The following is a 16,398-nucleotide window of genomic DNA, read 5'->3' on the forward strand; positions in this document are numbered from 1 at the left end:
AATCACTCGGGTTTGAGATAGGCTTCAGCAAGCTCGGTCCAGAAGGCCGCGCCGATGGGGATCAGATCATCGTTGAAATCGTAAGACGGGTGGTGGAGCTGGAAATCGTTCTCGCCCTTGCCGCCCCCCACAAAGAAGTAGGTTCCGGGTCGCTCACGGAGCATATAGGCAAAATCCTCGCTGCCCATGAAAGGACGCTCCAGATCGATCACGTTCGTCGCGCCAAACGACTTCACCGCCAGGGAGCGTGCGAAATCAGTTTCCGCGGTATGGTTGATCGTCGCATCATAACTGCGCAGATACTCCACTTCAGCAGTTAGTCCGAAGCTCTCTGCCTGATGCGCTGCAACACGTTTGATGCGTTGCTCGATCTGATCGCGGATGGTGGGCGAAAAAGTGCGAATACCGACGACGATTTCTGCCGTCGACGGAATGATATTGCTGGCCGAACCACCATGGAATGCGGCAACCGTCACAACTGCCGGATCGAGCGCTGGCACGTTACGCGACTTGATGGTCTGCAGGGCCATCACAATCGAAGCCCCCGCTGTTATGGGATCGGCAGTTTTTTCCGGTTCCGAACCGTGACCGCCGTAGCCGTTCACCCTGATAAACGCCTCATCGACCGCAGCCATGATCGGCCCATCGCGGAAGGCAAACTTGCCGAGGGGAATGCCGGGATCGTTGTGAAGGGCAAAAACAGCATCACAAGGAAAACGGTCGAACAATCCTTCGTCTATCATGATCTTGGCGCCGCCGAAATTCTCTTCCGCCGGCTGGAAAATCAGATGAATGGTTCCGTCGAAATTGCGCCGCTCAGCCAGAGCCTTGGCAGCACCGAGCAACATGGTCGTATGGCCATCATGTCCACAGGCATGCATCAGACCCGGGGACTTGCTGGAATAGGGCAGATTTGTCTGCTCATGAATGGGAAGCGCGTCGATATCGGCACGAATGCCGACCGACTTCCGGCCCGATCCATTCGTCAAAGTCCCGATGACCCCGGTTTTCGCAAGTCCTCGCGTGACCTTGTATCCCAGAGCCTCGAGCTGCCGCGCAATGATATCGGAAGTCCGTTTCTCCTCGAGTCCCAGTTCGGGGTGGGCATGAAGGTCGTGCCGCAAGGCTGTCAGCTCTGGAAGGTTGTTGCGAATAGCAGTTGAAAAATCGCGCATTCAAGCACCTCTTGTCGGAATTCGGTTCTCGAGACGCCGGAAGACCAGGACCAGACCCGCGGTCAATATCATGTAGATCAAGGCCAGCAGCAGAAGCGGCTCATAAGTGAGATAGGTTTCCTGGCGCACCCGCGAAACGACGCCGTAGACATCGACGACGGTTATGGTTGCTACCAGCGGCGTCGCTTTCAATTGAAGGACCGTTTCGCCGTTCAGTGTCGGCAGGGCGCGATGGATCGCGCGCGGCAGCCAGATGCGGCGAAACACTTTCCAGGGCGACATGCCGAATGCACGACCGGCCTGCAGCTCACCGGACGGCACACCGGCAAACGCACCGCGCATGACCTCCCCCTCATAGGCCGCGAAAGAGATCGTCAGCGCGGCAAGTCCATACGGCCATGCCTCGCGCAGATAAGGCCAGATAAAGGAGCCGCGAATGCCGGGAATGGAGGGGAACAGCGAACCAAGGCCGTAATAGAGCAGCCAAAGCTGCAGCAGCAATGGTGTTCCCCGGATGACGGTGCAGAACGCCTTCGCTGGCCAGCTCAACCACCATGGGCCAGTCACCTGAAGCAATCCCAGCGGCAGAGCCAGCATAAACCCCAGAATTGCAGACCCGAACAGCATGAACAGAGTTACCACGATGCCGGAACCCAGACGGGGCAGGTATTGCGGCAGCCAGTCCCAGCGGCCAAACACCACCGCCGAGGTGAACAGTGCGATAGCGATGACAATCAGCACAAGGCGGTGCGGTTCGAGCCAGTTTCTGGCGGATGTCCGGTTTTCCAATACTGCTGAAGATGTGCTCATCTCAGTCAATCCGTGCGAAACCACGGCGCGCGCGCCGCTCGACAATGCCGATGAAGACGTTCGAAATCAGGGTAAGCCCGAGGTACAGCACGCCAGCCGCCATGAAGAACAGCAGATAATGCTTGGTCGTGCCCGCTGCCTGTCTCGTCACCAGCGTCAGTTCGCTAAAGCCGACAACCGCCAGAAGTGCTGTATCCTTGGTTGAGATAAGCCACAGATTGGCAAGGCCAGGTATGGCGAAGGGCAGCATGGCCGGTATCGTGATGCGTCTGAGCATCTTGGACGGGGGCATGCCGAATGCGCGGGCCGCCTCGATCTGGCCGGGCGCGATCGCTTTGATCGCACCGCGCAGGACTTCCGTCGAATATGCGCCCTGCACGACACCGATGACGAAAATGCCGGCCGCAAGCCCGCTGATATCGACTTTGCCATGGCCAAACAGAGCAAGCAGCTGGTTCAACAGGTCGGTGCCCGCGTAGTACAGGATAAGGATCAGGACCAGTTCCGGCACGGCGCGGACCACTGTCGTATACACTTCCAGAAGGTCGCGAATGATCGGGCCGCCATAGAGCTTGCCCAGCGCACCGAACATGCCGATCAGCAGACCGAGCGAATAACCGCCAACGGCAATTTGCAGCGTGTGCCAGAAACCCTGCAGAAGCACCCCTCCCCAACCCGGCGGATTGAGAGCAAGCAGGCTCCAGTTGATCAGTGGTGCATCCATGGGCAGTTCCGTTCATGCTGAAATCAGGGAGGCCAGCCGAAGAGATACCGGCTGGCCAGGAAACTCACTGGCCGTAAATGTCGAAATCGAAATATTTTTTGGTGAAGGTATCGTAGGTTCCATTCGCGCGGATGGTCTTGATCGCGGCGTTCAGCTTGTCCTTGAGTTCCGTATCGCCCTTGCGCAATCCGATGCCCACGCCCGGCCCCAGAACTTCAACATCCTTAGCGACGGTTCCCTTTTCCTCGCAGCATGCCTTGCCGTTATCCGTCGCAAGGAACGTCCGCAGAGCCAGCGAGTCCGCCTGCACGGCATCGATGCGCCCGGCGGTGAGGTCGTTGTTGGCTTCGTCCTGCGTCTGATACTCCTTGATCGTGGCACCGGCGGGCGCGAAATGCTTCACCGCGTAAGCCTGATGGATGGTAGAAACCTGCACGCCAATCGTCTTGTCCTTCAACCCCTCCGGCGTCGCGTCGAATTTGAGATCCTTGGTGCCGATGACAATCGTCGGTGTATTATAATATTTGTCCGAGAAATCGATCGTCTTGAGACGTTCAGGCGTCATCGACATTGAGCCGACGATCATGTCGATCTTGCCGGTGGTGAGTGCGGGAATGATGCCATCCCAGGCGACCGGCGTGACCACGCAATCAAGCTTGGCCTCTTTGCAGACTGCATCCGCAAAATCGATTTCCCAGCCGTGCCATTTTCCCGTGGCGTCCGGTTCCGTGAAAGGGGGATAAGGTTCGGCTGCGATACCGAGCTTCACCTGTTCGGCACTTGCCGCCCCCACGCCCGCAAGGGCAAATGCTACACCGACGCACAGACTAGCTAAAAGACACTTCATTGGTACTCCTCCCATTCCCATTTCAGTGTGTTGAACTGATAAATTTCTTCAATCGCTCGGATTTGGGCGCCCCGAAGACCTCTTCGGGAGGTCCCTCTTCCTCAATCCTGCCATCGTGCAGAAAAACGATGTGATTGGCGACCTTGCGGGCGAACTTCATCTCGTGCGTAACCAGGATCATCGTGCGCTTTTCCTTGGCCAGATCACCGATAACAGTGAGAACCTCGCCGACCAGTTCAGGGTCCAGCGCGGATGTCGGCTCGTCGAAAAGCATCACCAATGGCTCTATCGCCAGCGCCCGCGCAATCGCGGCACGCTGCTGCTGGCCACCGGACATGAAAGCCGGATAGACGTCTCGCTTCTCGTAAAGTCCGACGCGCCTTAAAAGCGCTTCGGCCCGCTCTGTCGCTTCGGCCTTGGGCACGCCCAGCACATGCACAGGCGCTTCGATCACATTCTCCAGAACGGTCATGTGCTGCCATAGATTGAAGCTCTGGAAGACCATTCCAAGCCGCGTGCGAATACGCTCGATCTGCCTTCGGTCCGCGGGTATCTGGCCGCCATTGCCGGTGTTTCGCATGGCGATGGTTTCACCGTGGATGGTGACCGCCCCCGATGTCGGCAATTCCAGCATGTTGATGCAGCGAAGAAATGTCGATTTGCCGGAGCCCGATCCGCCAATAATGGCGATAACATCGCCCTCGCGCGCCCTGAGTGAAACGCCTTTAAGCACCTCGAGATCACCGAAACGCTTGTGAAGGTCGACGACGGAGATCGCCTCTTCGCCTTGACTCATGCGGCACAAACCTCCCTTGGCCCGACACCTTTACGGTTTGTCGCAAGCCACCTGGATATTGCTTTATTATCAGCCACTTCGGAGTTCTTTCGACTTCTCGACAAGCGGCCAACCGTTCCCTTGACGTTGACTATACACTTGAATAAGTATTGCGCAAGTGCATAGTCAGACATCGAGGGAGGAGAGGATGACCGCATCGTTTCGACGTGCGCCGGACTTCGATCGTCGCACGGACATGATAGAGGCAACGCTCGACTGCATTGCCGATCTCGGAATACAGGCGACAACGGTTCGTGCAGTTGCGGCGCGTGCAGGCGTGAGCAATGGCCTGATCCGCCATCATTTCGCATCGAAGGCCAATCTCATCGCCGCCGCCTACCAGCGCATGATCGAAATGATGACCCTGCCCGCATTGAGCGTTCTGGAATCGGACGGCGGCACGCCTCACGACCGGCTGACGCGGTTCATCGCAGCCAGCCTTGGCGGAGCCGTGGCCGATCCCCGGATGCTTTCGCTCTGGGCGACTTTCGTGAGCCAGGTTCATCTTGATCCGGATCTGGAGCACGAACATCGCGAAGGGTATCTGGCTTTCCGGCGGGCCACGGAAACCTTGATTGCCGAGGTGTTATCGGCAGAAGGCCGGGAACCGGCCCCGCAATCGTGCCGAAACCTTGCCATCGCGGTCAACGCCCTGATTGACGGCCTTTGGATCGAAGGCTGTCTCAGCGCGGATGAAATCGACGAAACCACGCAAATTGGCATCGGACTAAGCTCAATCGGCGCTCTTCTCGGCATCGAGCTTCCTGACGCGCCACCACTTCCGAGAGAATGACATGCATTACGCCTCCATCACCGATAGACTCTCAGGGCTGGGTTCGGACAAATGGCGGGTCCATGCACGAGGCAGGGAACTGCGCGCGCTTGGCCATCCCGTCATAGAATTTACGATCGGCGAACCTGACGTTGCCCCAGATGCCTCGCTGCTCGAAGCCTGCAATAATGCCATGCGCGCCGGACGCACACGCTATTCCAGCGGTCGCGGCGAACCGGCGGTGCTGGCGGCCCTGGCGGCAAAATATTCAAAGCGCACCGGCCGTGCCATCACGACCAGTAATGTCCTCTATTTTCCCGGAACCCAAACAGCGCTTTATGCCGTTCTGACAGGATTGGTCGAGAGCGGCGACAAGGTTCTCGTCCCCGACCCCTATTACGCGACCTATGAAGGCGTCGTGCGGGCGCCGGGAGCCGATATCGTCCCGGTGCCACTGCGGGCCGAAGATGGCTTTCATCTTCGAGCGGAAATACTGGAAGCGGCAATCACGCCCGGCTGCCGGGCATTGCTTCTCAACAACCCGCACAATCCGACCGGAGCGGTTCTCACAAAACCCGAAATTGCTGCGATCAGCGAAGTCTGCCGCAAGCACGATCTCTGGATCGTGTGCGATGAGGTCTATGAAGAGCTTACTTTCGGCGCCGCATTTGCGTCGCCGCTCGACCTTCCTGAAATGGCTGACCGCACCATCGTGGTCTCCTCCATATCGAAGTCACACGCGGCCCCCGGCTTTCGTGCAGGCTGGGCAGTCGGTTCCGAGGAGTTTTGCCAGAGATTGCTGCCTTTCTCTGAATCCATGCTCTTCGGTGGACAGCCGTTCATTGCCGACATGGCAGCCTATGCGCTGACACATGATCTGCCTACAGCCTCAATCATGCGCGCGCAGTACCAGGCGCGGTCCGAGCTGATCGTAGAGCGTTTGCAAGGCGTTGCGGGGATCAAGCCCCTGATGCCGGAAGCGGGCATGTTCGTGCTGCTGGATATTGGCGGCACTGGCCTCGATGGCGAGGAATTCGCCAGCCGGCTGCTTGAGGAACACTATGTCTCGATGATGCCTGGCACGTCTTTCGGTCAGGTCGCGAAGAATCTGGTCCGCATGAGCGTCACCGTTCCTGAAGTCAGCATAATCGAGGCATGTGACCGCATTGCCCGTTTTGCCCGCAGCCTCAACTACAGAGCGGAAAGTCTGGTTTCATGAGCAGCGAAATAACGGTCGGACAAGCGCTGATCCGCCTTCTGGAAGCTTACGATGTCGATACAGTATTTGGCATTCCGGGCGTGCACACAGCCGAACTTTATCGTGGCCTTGCCGGATCGAGCATCCGGCATGTTACCCCGCGCGACGAACAGGATGCGGGCTTCATGGCAGATGGCTATGCGCGAGTTTCGGGCAAGCCGGGTGTCTGCCTGCTGATTACCGGTCCGGGCCTCACCAATGCGATAACCCCGATGGCCCAGGCCCGAGCCGATTCCATACCGATGCTCGTCATCTCGGGCGTCAACGCGCGCCACACGCTTGGACAATATAAGGGGCACCTGCATGAGCTTCCCGACCAGTCCGCGACCATGCGAACAATCGCCCTGTCGTCAGAGCGACTGGAACAGCCCGGCGATCTTGCAGAAGTGGTTGGCCGTGCCTTCGCCCGGATGAAATCCGGACGTCCGGGCCCTGTCCATATTGAAATCCCGACGGACCTTATGGAAGCTCCGTTTGAAGGAAACTTGCGCAAGTCCCCGGCAACTGCGACCGCTACGGCTGTGGGTTCCAATGTCGGAAAAATCAAAGCCGCCGCAACACTTTGCGCCGAAGCCCGCCGTCCTTTGATCCTCGCAGGCGGAGGCGCCAACCGGACGGGTGATGCGGTTTCCACCCTTTCGCAGATGCTCGACGCCCCGGTGGTGACCACAACGAACGCCCGTGGTTTGCTTGGCCGTCATCCGCTCGTAGTGCAGGCAAGCCCCAGCCTGCCGCCTATCCGCCAGCTGATCGCCGATGCCGATCTCGTCATTGCGATAGGAACCCAGTTCGGTCCGACCGATTACGATATGTATGTGGATGGAGGTTTCGAGCCTCCTGCCAGAATGATCCGCATCGACATCGACCCGGATGCGGAGGCAACCGGCGCCCCGGCTAGCCTGATGATCGTGGGCGATGCCGCCCCAATAACGGCAGAGCTCATCTCTGCTCTGCAGCTTCTTCCTCAGGCACCACGTGAGGACGGAAAGGAGCGCGCAACGGCGGCCAAGGCTGCGGCATACGACTTCCTTTCACCCAAGATGCAGGCTTTGACCGGAGTTCTGGACACCATTCGGGATGCGCTGCCCGGCAGTATCATAGTCGGGGATTCCACGCAGCTCGCCTATGCTGGCAACCTTTTCTTCGAGGCCGATGGCGCACGAAGCTGGTTCAATGCTTCGACCGGGTACGGCGCGCTCGGATTTGGTCCTCCGGCCGCAGTGGGCGCCAGTCTTGCGCAGGCCGACACACCGGTGGTCTGCCTGGTGGGAGACGGCGGTTTCCAGTTCTGCCTCGGCACCCTCGGTACTGCCGCAGACGAAAAAGCGCCGGTGATCTTCGTCGTCTGGAACAATCACGGTTATCAGGAAATCGAAGATTACATGCTTTCTCGGGGTATCGAGCCCGTGGGCGTGCGCCCGACACCTCCCGATTTTCTCAAGCTCGCGCAGGCCTATGGCATCCCGGGGGAACATATCCGTCTGACTAATCAACACAATCAGGATGCGCTTCATCCAGGCGCCCTCGACCTTGCGCAACTCGCCGGTGCGCTTCACCGCGCCCAGGCGGTCGAGGGGCCCGCACTTATAGAAATAACGACGCCATAGGCCGGGACGGTCTGGCAAAGCGACTGGGAGGAACGCTATGCATTTCGGACTGACTGAAGAACAGGAAATGATCGTCTCGACAGTTCGAAGCTTTGTCGAGAACGAGATTTATCCGCATGAAACGACCGTCGAGCGGCTTGGTTACGTGCCGGAGGAAATCGGTGACGAAATCAAGCGGAAGACCATCGAACTTGGCTTCTATGCCAGCAATTTCCCGGAATCGGCGGGTGGCCCCGGACTTTCCCATCTGGAGTTCGCGCTGGTGGAGCGCGAGCTGGGACGCGGGTCGATGGCGCTCACCCATTTTTTCGGACGCCCGCAAAATATCCTGATGGCCTGCAAGGGTGAGCAGATCGAGCGCTATCTCCTGCCAGCGGTGCGCGGCGAAAGGATGGATGCACTTGCCATGACAGAACCTGACGCCGGCTCCGACATTCGGGGCATGAAAGCCAATGCGCGCCGCGATGGTGACGACTGGGTACTGAACGGCACCAAGCATTTCATTTCCGGCGCCGAGCACGCCGACTTCGTCATTGTCTTCATGGCGACGGGCGAGGAACAGTCCTCCGCCGGAACGAAGAAGAAAATCACGACCTTTCTGGTGGATCGTGGAACACCGGGCTTCACCATCCGCGAGGGTTACAAATCCGTCAGCCATCGCGGCTACAAGAACATGATCCTTGAATTCGACGACTGCCGTCTTCCCGATGCGCAGGTGCTCGGAGAGGTGGATGGTGGCTTTGCGGTCATGAATGAGTGGCTTTACGCTACCCGCATAACAGTTGCGACAATGGCGGTGGGGCGCGCGCGCCGCGTATTCGACATGATGGTCGACTACGCCGCCCAGCGTAAGCAATTTGGCCAGCCCATCGGTCGCTTTCAGGGCGTCGGCTTCCAGCTTGCCGATTCCGTCACCGAAATCGATGCCGCCGACTGGCTGACGCTGGCAGCGGCCTGGCGTCTCGATCAGGGATTGCCCGCAAACCGCGAGATCGCCTCGGCGAAAGTCTACGCATCGGAAATGCTGGCTCGCGTCACCGATCGGGCCATTCAGGTGCATGGAGGCATGGGCCTGATGGACGACCTCCCGCTGGAACGCTTCTGGCGTGATGCGCGTGTCGAGCGGATATGGGACGGCACAAGCGAAATCCAGCGCCATATCATCGCCCGCGACCTCCTTCGCCCGCTCGGAGCCTGACCGTGAGCAAAAAGAACCTGTCTCGTGTCTTGCGTCCCCGTTCCATAGCCATCTTTGGCGGAGGATGGTCTACGGCTGTGCTCAGGCAATGCCGCAAAATGGGCTTTGAGGGAGAACTCTGGCCTGTCCACCCCACCCGCGATACTATCGACGATATTCCCTGCTATCGATCTGTCGCCGACCTTCCCGGCGCACCGGATGTAAGCTTCATCGGCGTCAACCGCGACGGAACAATCGAAATTGTTCGCCAGCTCTCGGCGCGAGGAAGTGGCGGCGCGGTGTGCTTTGCATCTGGCTTCAACGAAGTATCCGACGGCGCCGAACGCAATCAGGCCCTGCTGGCGGCGGCAGGCGAAATGCCGATCCTCGGCCCCAACTGCTACGGCTTCATCAACTACCTTGATGGAGCCTTGCTGTGGCCCGATCAGCATGGCGGCAAGAGGGTGGAAAGCGGCGCCGCCATCGTCGTGCAATCGTCCAATATAGCTATCAATCTTACGATGCAGCGTCGGGGTCTTCCCATAGCCTATGTGCTGACAGCCGGAAATCAGGCACAGACCGGTCTTTCCGAATTGGCGGAAGCCGCGCTCGAAGACCCGCGGGTTACCGTTCTAGGTTTGCATATAGAAGGCTTCGACAATATTTCACGGTTGGAACGTGTTTTCGCCAGAGCACGTGAGATGAGAAAACCGGTTGTCGCCATCAAGGTCGGAACTTCCGCCGCGGCACAGGCGATGACCCTCTCACACACGGCATCGCTAGCTGGAGCCGACACGCTTGCCGACGCTTTCTTTGCGCGATGTGGCGTCCTGCGTGTTGGAACGCTCGACGAATTTGTCGAAACGCTGAAGCTGCTTCATGTGCTTGGCCCCTCACCGGACAACAGCCTCGGCTCTATGAGCTGTTCGGGCGGCGAAGCTTCACTCGTCGGCGATCTTGCAAGCGCCGCTGGTCTCGATCTCAGACCGTTGGCGCCGGACGAGGCAAACAGGCTTCGCGCCACCCTGCCCGAGATGGTTACCATCTCGAACCCCCTCGACTATCACACCTTTACATGGGGAAACGGGCCGTCGCTGACTGAGACCTATCGCGCTATGCTCGATGGCAATTTCGGTCTGACCATACTGGTGCTCGACTTCCCCCGTGGGGACCGTTGTGTTGACAATGGTTGCGAAACATCGCTCGAAGCGGCGATAGCGGCGCACGAAGCTGGAGGCGGTCGCTTTGCGCTGGTTGCCAGTTTGCCGGAGAATATGACGGAAGCCCACGCCGAACGTCTGATAGCAGCTGGAATAGCCCCGATGATGGGGCTTGCAACTGCGCTTGCGGCAGCAGCCAATGCTGCCTGGATTGGCGAAATCTGGTCGAAACCGCAATCTCCAATGCTGGCTGACCAAGCGCCGGCGTCGCCATCTGCAGCCACCGCATTGGACGAGTGGTCATCGAAATCCGCCTTGCGCGAAATCGGCCTCATCACCCCGACGGGCGGCGTAGTATCGACTATCGACGATGCTGTCGCCCTTGCCGAAAAGCTGGGTTACCCCGTCGTCCTCAAGGGGGTGGGTGAGAACTTGCTTCACAAAACGGAAATGGCGGCGGTGTGCCTCAATCTGGCGAATGCCGAAGCAGTACGCGCTGCCGCCCTTTCGCTTGCCCCTTTGAAATGCGATTTTCTGGTCGAGAAAATGGTTCAGGGTGGTGTGGCTGAACTGATTATCGGCATCGCGCGCGACCCGCAATTCGGGCTTTATCTGACCATTGGCGCAGGTGGCGTGATGGTTGAGCTTTGGAACGATACACGGTCGCTGCTCTTACCTGCGAGCCGCGATGAAATCCGCGAGGCGCTTCTTACCCTGCGCTCCGCCCCCCTTCTCACCGGCTTTCGCGGCAGGCCAAAAGCCAATATCGAAGCCGCCGTCGAGGCCGCGTGGCTGGTTGGCAACTATGCGCTCGAACAGGCAGGGAAACTTGAGGAACTCGACATCAACCCGCTCATTGTCACAGCGGACAATGCAATCGCCGTCGATGCCCTGATACGCAACAGGAGAGCTTGATGACTGACGAGGTAAAGGCCGTTCGCAACGGTCAGATATTGGAGATCACGCTCGACCGGCCAAAGGCCAATGCCATCGACCAGCCAACCAGCCGAAAGCTGGGCGATGCCTTCGCCATGTTTCGCGACGACCCGGATCTGCGCGTTGCTATTTTCACAGGTGGGGGCGAGAAGTTTTTTTCCGCCGGCTGGGATCTGAACGAAGCGGCTTCGACCGGCGGAGATGGCTATATCGCCGACTATGGTCAGGGCGGAATCTATGGCTTTTCCGAATTGCCCGGATTGGAGAAGCCCATCATCTGCGCGGTCAACGGTTATGCCATCGGCGCGGGTTTCGAAATTCTCCTTACTGCCGATTTCATCATTGCCGCCGACCACGCGCAATTCTGGCTGCCGGAAACTTCGCTCGGGGTTCTGCCGGATATCGGCTCATTCGTTCTGCCCAAGCTCCTGCCCAAGGTTATAGCGAACGAAGTTCTTTATGGAGGGCGGCGCTTTAGCGCGCAGGACTGCCTCCGCTGGGGTTTGGTCAATGACGTGGTGCCGCAGGCGGAGCTGATGAGCGCAGCCCGTGCGCTCGCTGCCCGTATCCTGCGCTCCGCACCGCTTTCTGTTGCCGCAGCCAAACAGACAGCGCGTATGGCCGAACATATGGGTCTGGCCGAAAGTTACGCCGCCATGCGGGCCGGTAATTTCCCGCTGTTCAAATTGCTGATCGAAAGCGAAGACGCACTGGAAGGACCGCGCGCAGCGGTCGAAAAGCGCGATCCCGTATGGAAAGGCAGATGAAATGAGCGCACATGCCGAAGACGCCATAACAACCCGCCGGGACGGGGCTATTCTGGAAGTTACGCTGGATCGGCCCAAGGCCAACGCCATCGACTTGCCGACATCGCGCGCGATGGGTCAAACTTTTGCAGCCTTCCGCGATGACCCGGAATTGCGTATCGCCATCCTCAAGACCGCTGGCGACCGTTTCTTTTCTGCCGGTTGGGATTTGAAAGCCGCGGCAGAAGGCGCGCCTATCGATGGTGACTACGGAATTGGCGGTTTCGGCGGCATCCAGGAACTGCGAGACCTGAACAAACCTGTCATCGCCTGTGTCAGCGGCATGGCCGCGGGCGGCGGCTTCGAACTGGCGCTGTCCTGTGACCTGATCTATGCCTCGGAGCATTCAACCTTTTCGCTTCCCGAAATTCGCTCCGGAACCATTGCAGACGCGGCAAGTATCCGGCTTCCGAAACGCATTCCATACCACATAGCCATGGAACTTTTGCTGACTGGCCGCTGGATCGACGCTCACGAAGCTCATCGCTGGGGTTTCGTCAACGAGGTCCTGCCTCAGGAGAAGCTCGAAGAACGTGTCTGGGAAATTGCCCGTCTGCTCGCCTCCGGTCCTCCACTCGTTTACGCCGCGATCAAGGAGACAGTCCGGCGCGCGGAAAGCGAGGACTTCCAAACCATGATGAACCTCATCATGCGGCGCAAGTTGGCGACGGTCGACATTCTGTATGGATCGGAGGATAATTTGGAAGGCGCCAGAGCTTTCGCCGAAAAGCGCGATCCTGTCTGGAAGGGAAAATAGCGACTGTTGTATCAAGGAGCAGACGCGCTGCCGGTGGCAGATACCATCCGCCAGACCGGCTTTTTATCGCAGGCTGCCGATCAGAAAGTCCGGCAGCTTTTTTCTGCGTTCAATATGTCCCGCAATTATTGATTGCGGAGTTTCTCCAGCTTCTCCGAAACCAGGTCCTCAGCGACCAGTTTGGCGAATTCATCACCATCCTGCGGTTCGGAATGCTTGAACACGTACCAGCCGCCGGTGGGTTCCTTCCTCTGGTAGATCATCTGGCCATCGATCATGTGCTCGAAACACGTCCTGTCGCTGGATGTGCCGTTTGGAGCATGCCAGTCGGCCTCAAGGCACATCCGTCCGGTGTCGGCCACGGTCCAATGTCCCAGTGCCCAGGAAGCACGGGCACCCGAGCCTGCCCATCCCTTGAATATCCGCTCCTTGTCCTGCATGTAAGCGGCGCCATCGCACCATTTCCAGCTCTTGTCGCGGTAGAGTTCATGAAGTTCCACTGCGGTCATTGGCCGTGCATTCTCCGGCAAACGCAGGCTGACCCGCGCTTCGCCATTTTCCGGAGCGCTACAGGTTAATTCGTCAGCCACGGCTGAGGACCACGCCATCATCACGCCCACCGACGCGGCCATGATTGCCATGCAGGTCTTTCCGATACGTGATGTAAAATGTTGGAATTCGTTGGTCTTTAACATCGTTTTCGCCCTCTACGTGAAACTTTACATCTCTTGAATTAACGACAGGCCAGAGTTGGTGCGATTTACAGCCTTCTCCCGAGCAACCCTCAAGAAGCCTCCCGCACTATCGTTCTTTACCGGCGATTAGCCTTCAGCCGCGCCACTTCTGCGCCCACCCGGTCACCTTTGACCAGTTTGCGTATCTCATCGTCTTTCCGAACTGGATTGTGCGCAAAGACATACCATTTTCCGCCAAGAGCGGGTTTCTGGTAGACCACGCCATTTTTCTCGCGGTGCAGGAAGCAGGTGACTGCGCCGCTGCTGTCGCCTTGGCTACTCCAGAGCGCGCGCAAGCAGAGCTTTCCGCCATCGGTCACGTACCAATAGCCTGTTGCATGGGTTGTGGCCGCGCCTTTGCCGGACCAAGCGGAGAATTGTTTCTGTTCGCCAGAAAGGATCCAGCTGCGGGCTTTCTTGCTTGAAAAGAATCCGCCGCCGGTTTTCCATTTCCAGGTGCGGCCGGCATAGAGCTTTTCAAGCGCAGGGCCTTTCATCGGTGAGGCGGCGGCCGCAAGTTGGGTGACGGTATTATCCGTCGCTGGCTTTGGCGCTGCACTGGCGTTGCCTGCCAGCGAGAGCGCTAACATCGCAGCGCTCGCAATGACGAAATGCTTCAATAGCATTTTCTTCTTCCTGTTGATCGAGCAGTTCCGGCAAGCTGGCTTGGCGGAACTGCAAGAATGCAAAGAAAGGAGCGGCGGCGTTTTCACAAATAACAAGCCGCTCCGGTTGAATTACCCGGGTCAATCGAGCGGATGGTTTGCGACGCGCCAGTCCGGGCGTCCGACACCACGCGGCCATGGGTAGACTTCACGGTCGTTAAAGTAGATGACGGCGGTCAGGGCCGGAAACTCGGCGTGGGGCTTGTTGGCTTCCGCCGCCCAATCCCGTACGTAGCTGTCACTGCCTTCATAACCGAGCTCGGCAATGGCAACTGGTTTGCCAAAACCTGCCACACGATCATATCCCGGCTTGGTGCGCTCGACGAATGTCGTATCTCGCCCTACAACCAGCTTGTCATAGGGTTGGTAGCCGAACACCGACAGACCGATGATATCGAGATATTCGTCACCCGGATAATAGGCTTCCAACTGGGCATCTCCCCGCGGTGACCACATATATCGCGCGTTTGGAAGATGCTTCCGGCAAATGCTGATAACATGCCTGTATGCCTTGCTCAAAAGATTCGATTCAGTCCGATTGATCATTGGCGCATCGCACTCCTCCACTCAGGTCGTAATTGGACCGAAGTGGACGGCCATGTTGCACAAAATGAGCCGGGCATGATGGAAGTTCGTTCGCTCGGCCGACTGTTTCGCCGGCGTCATCTTCTCACTGCTCATGCCATGCTGGCAGATCCTGCGGGTAGCCAGAAAATTGCAGACATCGGACTGGCGATTGGCATCAAATCCTCGGCCAATTTCAGCCGCACCTTTACACCGTATTTCGGTTATAGCCCTAGCAGCGTATACAGGAAAAATTCTATTGTAGATCAAATTCCTCCTGCTGAGCGAGGAGTTATAAAAGATTACCATCAACATACATTTGAAGGCTTGTTGAGGCCCCTCGGTCTCTTCTGATCATGAAGCATTATCTGAACTTGCCCACATGTACACACCTATGACGAGTCGTGCCCCACGCAAAGTTAGCTTAACGGACTTTGGTTTCTCAACACAGCATCGGCGAACTTCAGGATGCCAGCGTTCGGGCTACGGTGGTTCTCGCCACCGAGATCGAATTCCGTGACCTTAATCGTCTCGCGTAGAATGTCGAGCCGCCGTGGATCGATGTCATCTCGATAATCAAAGATGCGTTGCTCAGGATCGGCGAGACAGAAAACGTTTGTGACGCCCAACAGCGCCCGTACGATCCCCCACTGATTGTCGTCCGTGTCCTGGAATTCATCGACGATTATCATCGGAAAGCGGTCGGCAATCAGCTCGCGCAACGCGGCGCAGCGTTCGAGCAACTCGACAGTTCCGGCAGCGAAAAGATCGAAACAATGAAGGCCAGACTCGGCCGCCTGCCGTTGGCGCTCCAAGTTCCAATCGCCGTCGAAAGATGACTTCTGAAGCCTCTCATCGCCGGGGTAGAGGAAGCGCACGGGTTTGCCGCTCAGTAAGCGACCGTGCGCTTTTTCCATGCAGAAGGCGTGATAGGTTTGCACCGTCACCGCGCGTCGTTCCGCTGGCGACAGGATTTCCTTGCAACGCCGAGAACCTGGCGGATCGCCGCGCGCGAACAACTCAGGAAAAGGATTTCCTGACCGGATTTCAACTCGGCGAACCGCTTCTGCGCTTTGAACAAGGCGATGGTGGTTGTTCCGGAACCCGGACCGCCTAACACCAGAAGGTGCCCGTCGTGCGCGATGATTGCCTTACGCTTGTCGCACAGATCGACCTTCATTCGAGCAGGTCCACGAAGTCATCTGGCGGCGGTGGCGGTACAGCAATGTCTTCCGGAACCGCGCTCAGCGCCTTGTGGATCGTCTCCAAAATCTCACGGACTGTCGCCGGCAGTTCGTTGGCGTCCTGGCATTGTGCGATCAGCATGGCGGCGTAGCCATAAGCGTCGCCCTTGCGCGCCTTCAGCACCTTGCCGGCCAGCGTGAGAACATCGGCGTCTCCGGCCGCCGGATCATAGGCGCCGACTGGCGGATAGTCCGAACGGCTCTTTACCTCATCAAGAAACCGACGGACCACCTGGATGGGCATCTGTTTCAGCAGGACGTTTTCAATGCCCTTCTCCGGCTATCCCCAGAACTGGGTGTAGCCCTTCAGCTTCTCCGTGGCGTCTG

18 protein-coding genes and 1 pseudogene are annotated in these 16,398 nt (G+C 58.3%); 8 read left to right on the plus strand and 11 right to left on the minus strand.

The genetic code is table 11. From position 1 onward, the window contains the following. Positions 1-2: 2 nt before the first annotated feature. The 5 genes from ABWW28_RS00830 to ABWW28_RS00850 form a co-directional block, all read right to left on the minus strand. On the minus strand, positions 3-1,175 hold the full coding sequence (locus tag ABWW28_RS00830; protein WP_021588142.1) for a M20 aminoacylase family protein: 1,173 nt from the start codon (positions 1,173-1,175) through the stop codon (positions 3-5). After that, entirely contained in the window at positions 1,176-1,985 is an 810-nt protein-coding gene (locus tag ABWW28_RS00835; RefSeq protein ID WP_051556979.1) for an ABC transporter permease, read from the minus strand. It lies immediately after the preceding gene. Position 1,986: 1 nt separating this feature from the next. Then, complete coding sequence (locus tag ABWW28_RS00840; protein ID WP_021588144.1) at positions 1,987-2,709, minus strand: ABC transporter permease; 723 nt, start codon at positions 2,707-2,709, stop codon at positions 1,987-1,989. Positions 2,710-2,773: 64 nt separating this feature from the next. Continuing rightward, the gene (locus ABWW28_RS00845; protein ID WP_021588145.1) at positions 2,774-3,556 is read right to left on the minus strand and encodes a transporter substrate-binding domain-containing protein; all 783 of its coding nucleotides are present in this window, start codon (positions 3,554-3,556) and stop codon (positions 2,774-2,776) included. A 22-nt stretch (positions 3,557-3,578) separates the two neighbouring features. Continuing rightward, positions 3,579-4,352 carry an ABC transporter ATP-binding protein gene (locus tag ABWW28_RS00850; protein ID WP_021588146.1) on the minus strand — a complete coding sequence of 258 codons (774 nt, stop codon included), beginning with the start codon at positions 4,350-4,352 and terminating at the stop codon, positions 3,579-3,581. A 187-nt stretch (positions 4,353-4,539) separates the two neighbouring features. On the opposite strand from ABWW28_RS00850, the gene ABWW28_RS00855 reads away from it, so the two are divergent. From ABWW28_RS00855 to ABWW28_RS00885, 7 genes are read left to right on the plus strand one after another with little or no spacing between them, the layout of a single operon-like run. Then, on the plus strand, positions 4,540-5,184 hold the full coding sequence (locus ABWW28_RS00855) for a TetR family transcriptional regulator C-terminal domain-containing protein (protein ID WP_021588147.1): 645 nt from the start codon (positions 4,540-4,542) through the stop codon (positions 5,182-5,184). 1 nt (position 5,185) lies between these two features. Beyond that, positions 5,186-6,382 carry a pyridoxal phosphate-dependent aminotransferase gene (locus ABWW28_RS00860; protein ID WP_021588148.1) on the plus strand — a complete coding sequence of 399 codons (1,197 nt, stop codon included), beginning with the start codon at positions 5,186-5,188 and terminating at the stop codon, positions 6,380-6,382. Beyond that, positions 6,379-8,028, plus strand: coding sequence for a 5-guanidino-2-oxopentanoate decarboxylase (locus ABWW28_RS00865; protein WP_021588149.1), 1,650 nt, complete (start codon positions 6,379-6,381; stop codon positions 8,026-8,028). Before ABWW28_RS00860 ends, ABWW28_RS00865 begins: the two co-directional genes overlap by 4 nt. Before the next feature lie 37 nt (positions 8,029-8,065). Further along, positions 8,066-9,226: an acyl-CoA dehydrogenase family protein gene (locus ABWW28_RS00870; protein ID WP_006468536.1), complete on the plus strand. Its 1,161-nt coding sequence runs from the start codon at positions 8,066-8,068 to the stop codon at positions 9,224-9,226. After that, positions 9,223-11,280, plus strand: a complete 2,058-nt coding sequence (locus ABWW28_RS00875; protein WP_025092074.1) for an acetate--CoA ligase family protein — start codon at positions 9,223-9,225, stop codon at positions 11,278-11,280. Before ABWW28_RS00870 ends, ABWW28_RS00875 begins: the two co-directional genes overlap by 4 nt. Continuing rightward, the gene (locus ABWW28_RS00880; RefSeq protein WP_006472212.1) at positions 11,280-12,068 is read left to right on the plus strand and encodes an enoyl-CoA hydratase-related protein; all 789 of its coding nucleotides are present in this window, start codon (positions 11,280-11,282) and stop codon (positions 12,066-12,068) included. The genes ABWW28_RS00875 and ABWW28_RS00880 overlap by 1 nt, the downstream gene beginning before the upstream one ends. A 1-nt stretch (position 12,069) precedes the next feature. Further along, positions 12,070-12,864, plus strand: coding sequence for a carnitinyl-CoA dehydratase (locus ABWW28_RS00885; protein WP_021588151.1), 795 nt, complete (start codon positions 12,070-12,072; stop codon positions 12,862-12,864). A 125-nt stretch (positions 12,865-12,989) separates the two neighbouring features. Here ABWW28_RS00885 and ABWW28_RS00890 read toward each other — a convergent pair whose 3' ends face one another. The 3 genes and pseudogenes from ABWW28_RS00890 to ABWW28_RS00900 all read right to left on the minus strand — a co-directional run. After that, positions 12,990-13,505, minus strand: a complete 516-nt coding sequence (locus tag ABWW28_RS00890; protein ID WP_006472769.1) for a DUF995 domain-containing protein — start codon at positions 13,503-13,505, stop codon at positions 12,990-12,992. Between the two features lie 170 nt (positions 13,506-13,675). Next, complete coding sequence (locus ABWW28_RS00895; protein ID WP_006468532.1) at positions 13,676-14,224, minus strand: DUF995 domain-containing protein; 549 nt, start codon at positions 14,222-14,224, stop codon at positions 13,676-13,678. Between the two features lie 120 nt (positions 14,225-14,344). Further along, positions 14,345-14,776: pseudogene (locus ABWW28_RS00900) on the minus strand (glycosyl hydrolase); the annotation flags it as partial. 108 nt (positions 14,777-14,884) lie between these two features. Between ABWW28_RS00900 and ABWW28_RS00905 the strand changes: the two are divergent. Next, positions 14,885-15,181, plus strand: a complete 297-nt coding sequence (locus tag ABWW28_RS00905) for a helix-turn-helix domain-containing protein (RefSeq protein WP_235693803.1) — start codon at positions 14,885-14,887, stop codon at positions 15,179-15,181. A gap of 65 nt (positions 15,182-15,246) precedes the next feature. Here the strand turns inward: ABWW28_RS00905 and ABWW28_RS00910 are convergent, their stop codons facing one another. From ABWW28_RS00910 to ABWW28_RS00920, 3 genes are read right to left on the minus strand one after another with little or no spacing between them, the layout of a single operon-like run. Further along, entirely contained in the window at positions 15,247-15,774 is a 528-nt protein-coding gene (locus ABWW28_RS00910) for a UvrD-helicase domain-containing protein (protein ID WP_021588154.1), read from the minus strand. Further along, positions 15,771-16,007 carry a DEAD/DEAH box helicase family protein gene (locus ABWW28_RS00915; protein ID WP_021588155.1) on the minus strand — a complete coding sequence of 79 codons (237 nt, stop codon included), beginning with the start codon at positions 16,005-16,007 and terminating at the stop codon, positions 15,771-15,773. The genes ABWW28_RS00910 and ABWW28_RS00915 overlap by 4 nt, the downstream gene beginning before the upstream one ends. Next, positions 16,004-16,315, minus strand: a complete 312-nt coding sequence (locus tag ABWW28_RS00920) for a hypothetical protein (protein ID WP_247886200.1) — start codon at positions 16,313-16,315, stop codon at positions 16,004-16,006. The genes ABWW28_RS00915 and ABWW28_RS00920 overlap by 4 nt, the downstream gene beginning before the upstream one ends. Positions 16,316-16,398: the final 83 nt, after the last annotated feature.

The organism is Brucella sp. NBRC 14130, from assembly GCF_040371715.1.
Taxonomy (GTDB): Bacteria; Pseudomonadota; Alphaproteobacteria; order Rhizobiales; family Rhizobiaceae; genus Brucella; species Brucella intermedia.

Excerpts from the sequence above, each read along its gene's own strand:
- ABWW28_RS00835 (WP_051556979.1), bottom strand. The coding sequence starts at position 1,985 with ATGAGCACATCTTCAGCAGTATTGGAAAACCGGACATCCGCCAGAAAC.
- ABWW28_RS00870 (WP_006468536.1), top strand. The coding sequence starts at position 8,066 with ATGCATTTCGGACTGACTGAAGAACAGGAAATGATCGTCTCGACAGTT.
- ABWW28_RS00905 (WP_235693803.1), top strand. The coding sequence starts at position 14,885 with ATGATGGAAGTTCGTTCGCTCGGCCGACTGTTTCGCCGGCGTCATCTT.
- ABWW28_RS00840 (WP_021588144.1), bottom strand. The coding sequence starts at position 2,709 with ATGGATGCACCACTGATCAACTGGAGCCTGCTTGCTCTCAATCCGCCG.
- ABWW28_RS00850 (WP_021588146.1), bottom strand. The coding sequence starts at position 4,352 with ATGAGTCAAGGCGAAGAGGCGATCTCCGTCGTCGACCTTCACAAGCGT.
- ABWW28_RS00915 (WP_021588155.1), bottom strand. The coding sequence starts at position 16,007 with ATGAAGGTCGATCTGTGCGACAAGCGTAAGGCAATCATCGCGCACGAC.
- ABWW28_RS00920 (WP_247886200.1), bottom strand. The coding sequence starts at position 16,315 with ATGCCCATCCAGGTGGTCCGTCGGTTTCTTGATGAGGTAAAGAGCCGT.
- ABWW28_RS00860 (WP_021588148.1), top strand. The coding sequence starts at position 5,186 with ATGCATTACGCCTCCATCACCGATAGACTCTCAGGGCTGGGTTCGGAC.
- ABWW28_RS00830 (WP_021588142.1), bottom strand. The coding sequence starts at position 1,175 with ATGCGCGATTTTTCAACTGCTATTCGCAACAACCTTCCAGAGCTGACA.
- ABWW28_RS00845 (WP_021588145.1), bottom strand. The coding sequence starts at position 3,556 with ATGAAGTGTCTTTTAGCTAGTCTGTGCGTCGGTGTAGCATTTGCCCTT.
- ABWW28_RS00865 (WP_021588149.1), top strand. The coding sequence starts at position 6,379 with ATGAGCAGCGAAATAACGGTCGGACAAGCGCTGATCCGCCTTCTGGAA.
- ABWW28_RS00880 (WP_006472212.1), top strand. The coding sequence starts at position 11,280 with ATGACTGACGAGGTAAAGGCCGTTCGCAACGGTCAGATATTGGAGATC.
- ABWW28_RS00885 (WP_021588151.1), top strand. The coding sequence starts at position 12,070 with ATGAGCGCACATGCCGAAGACGCCATAACAACCCGCCGGGACGGGGCT.
- ABWW28_RS00890 (WP_006472769.1), bottom strand. The coding sequence starts at position 13,505 with ATGGCAATCATGGCCGCGTCGGTGGGCGTGATGATGGCGTGGTCCTCA.
- ABWW28_RS00855 (WP_021588147.1), top strand. The coding sequence starts at position 4,540 with ATGACCGCATCGTTTCGACGTGCGCCGGACTTCGATCGTCGCACGGAC.
- ABWW28_RS00895 (WP_006468532.1), bottom strand. The coding sequence starts at position 14,224 with ATGCTATTGAAGCATTTCGTCATTGCGAGCGCTGCGATGTTAGCGCTC.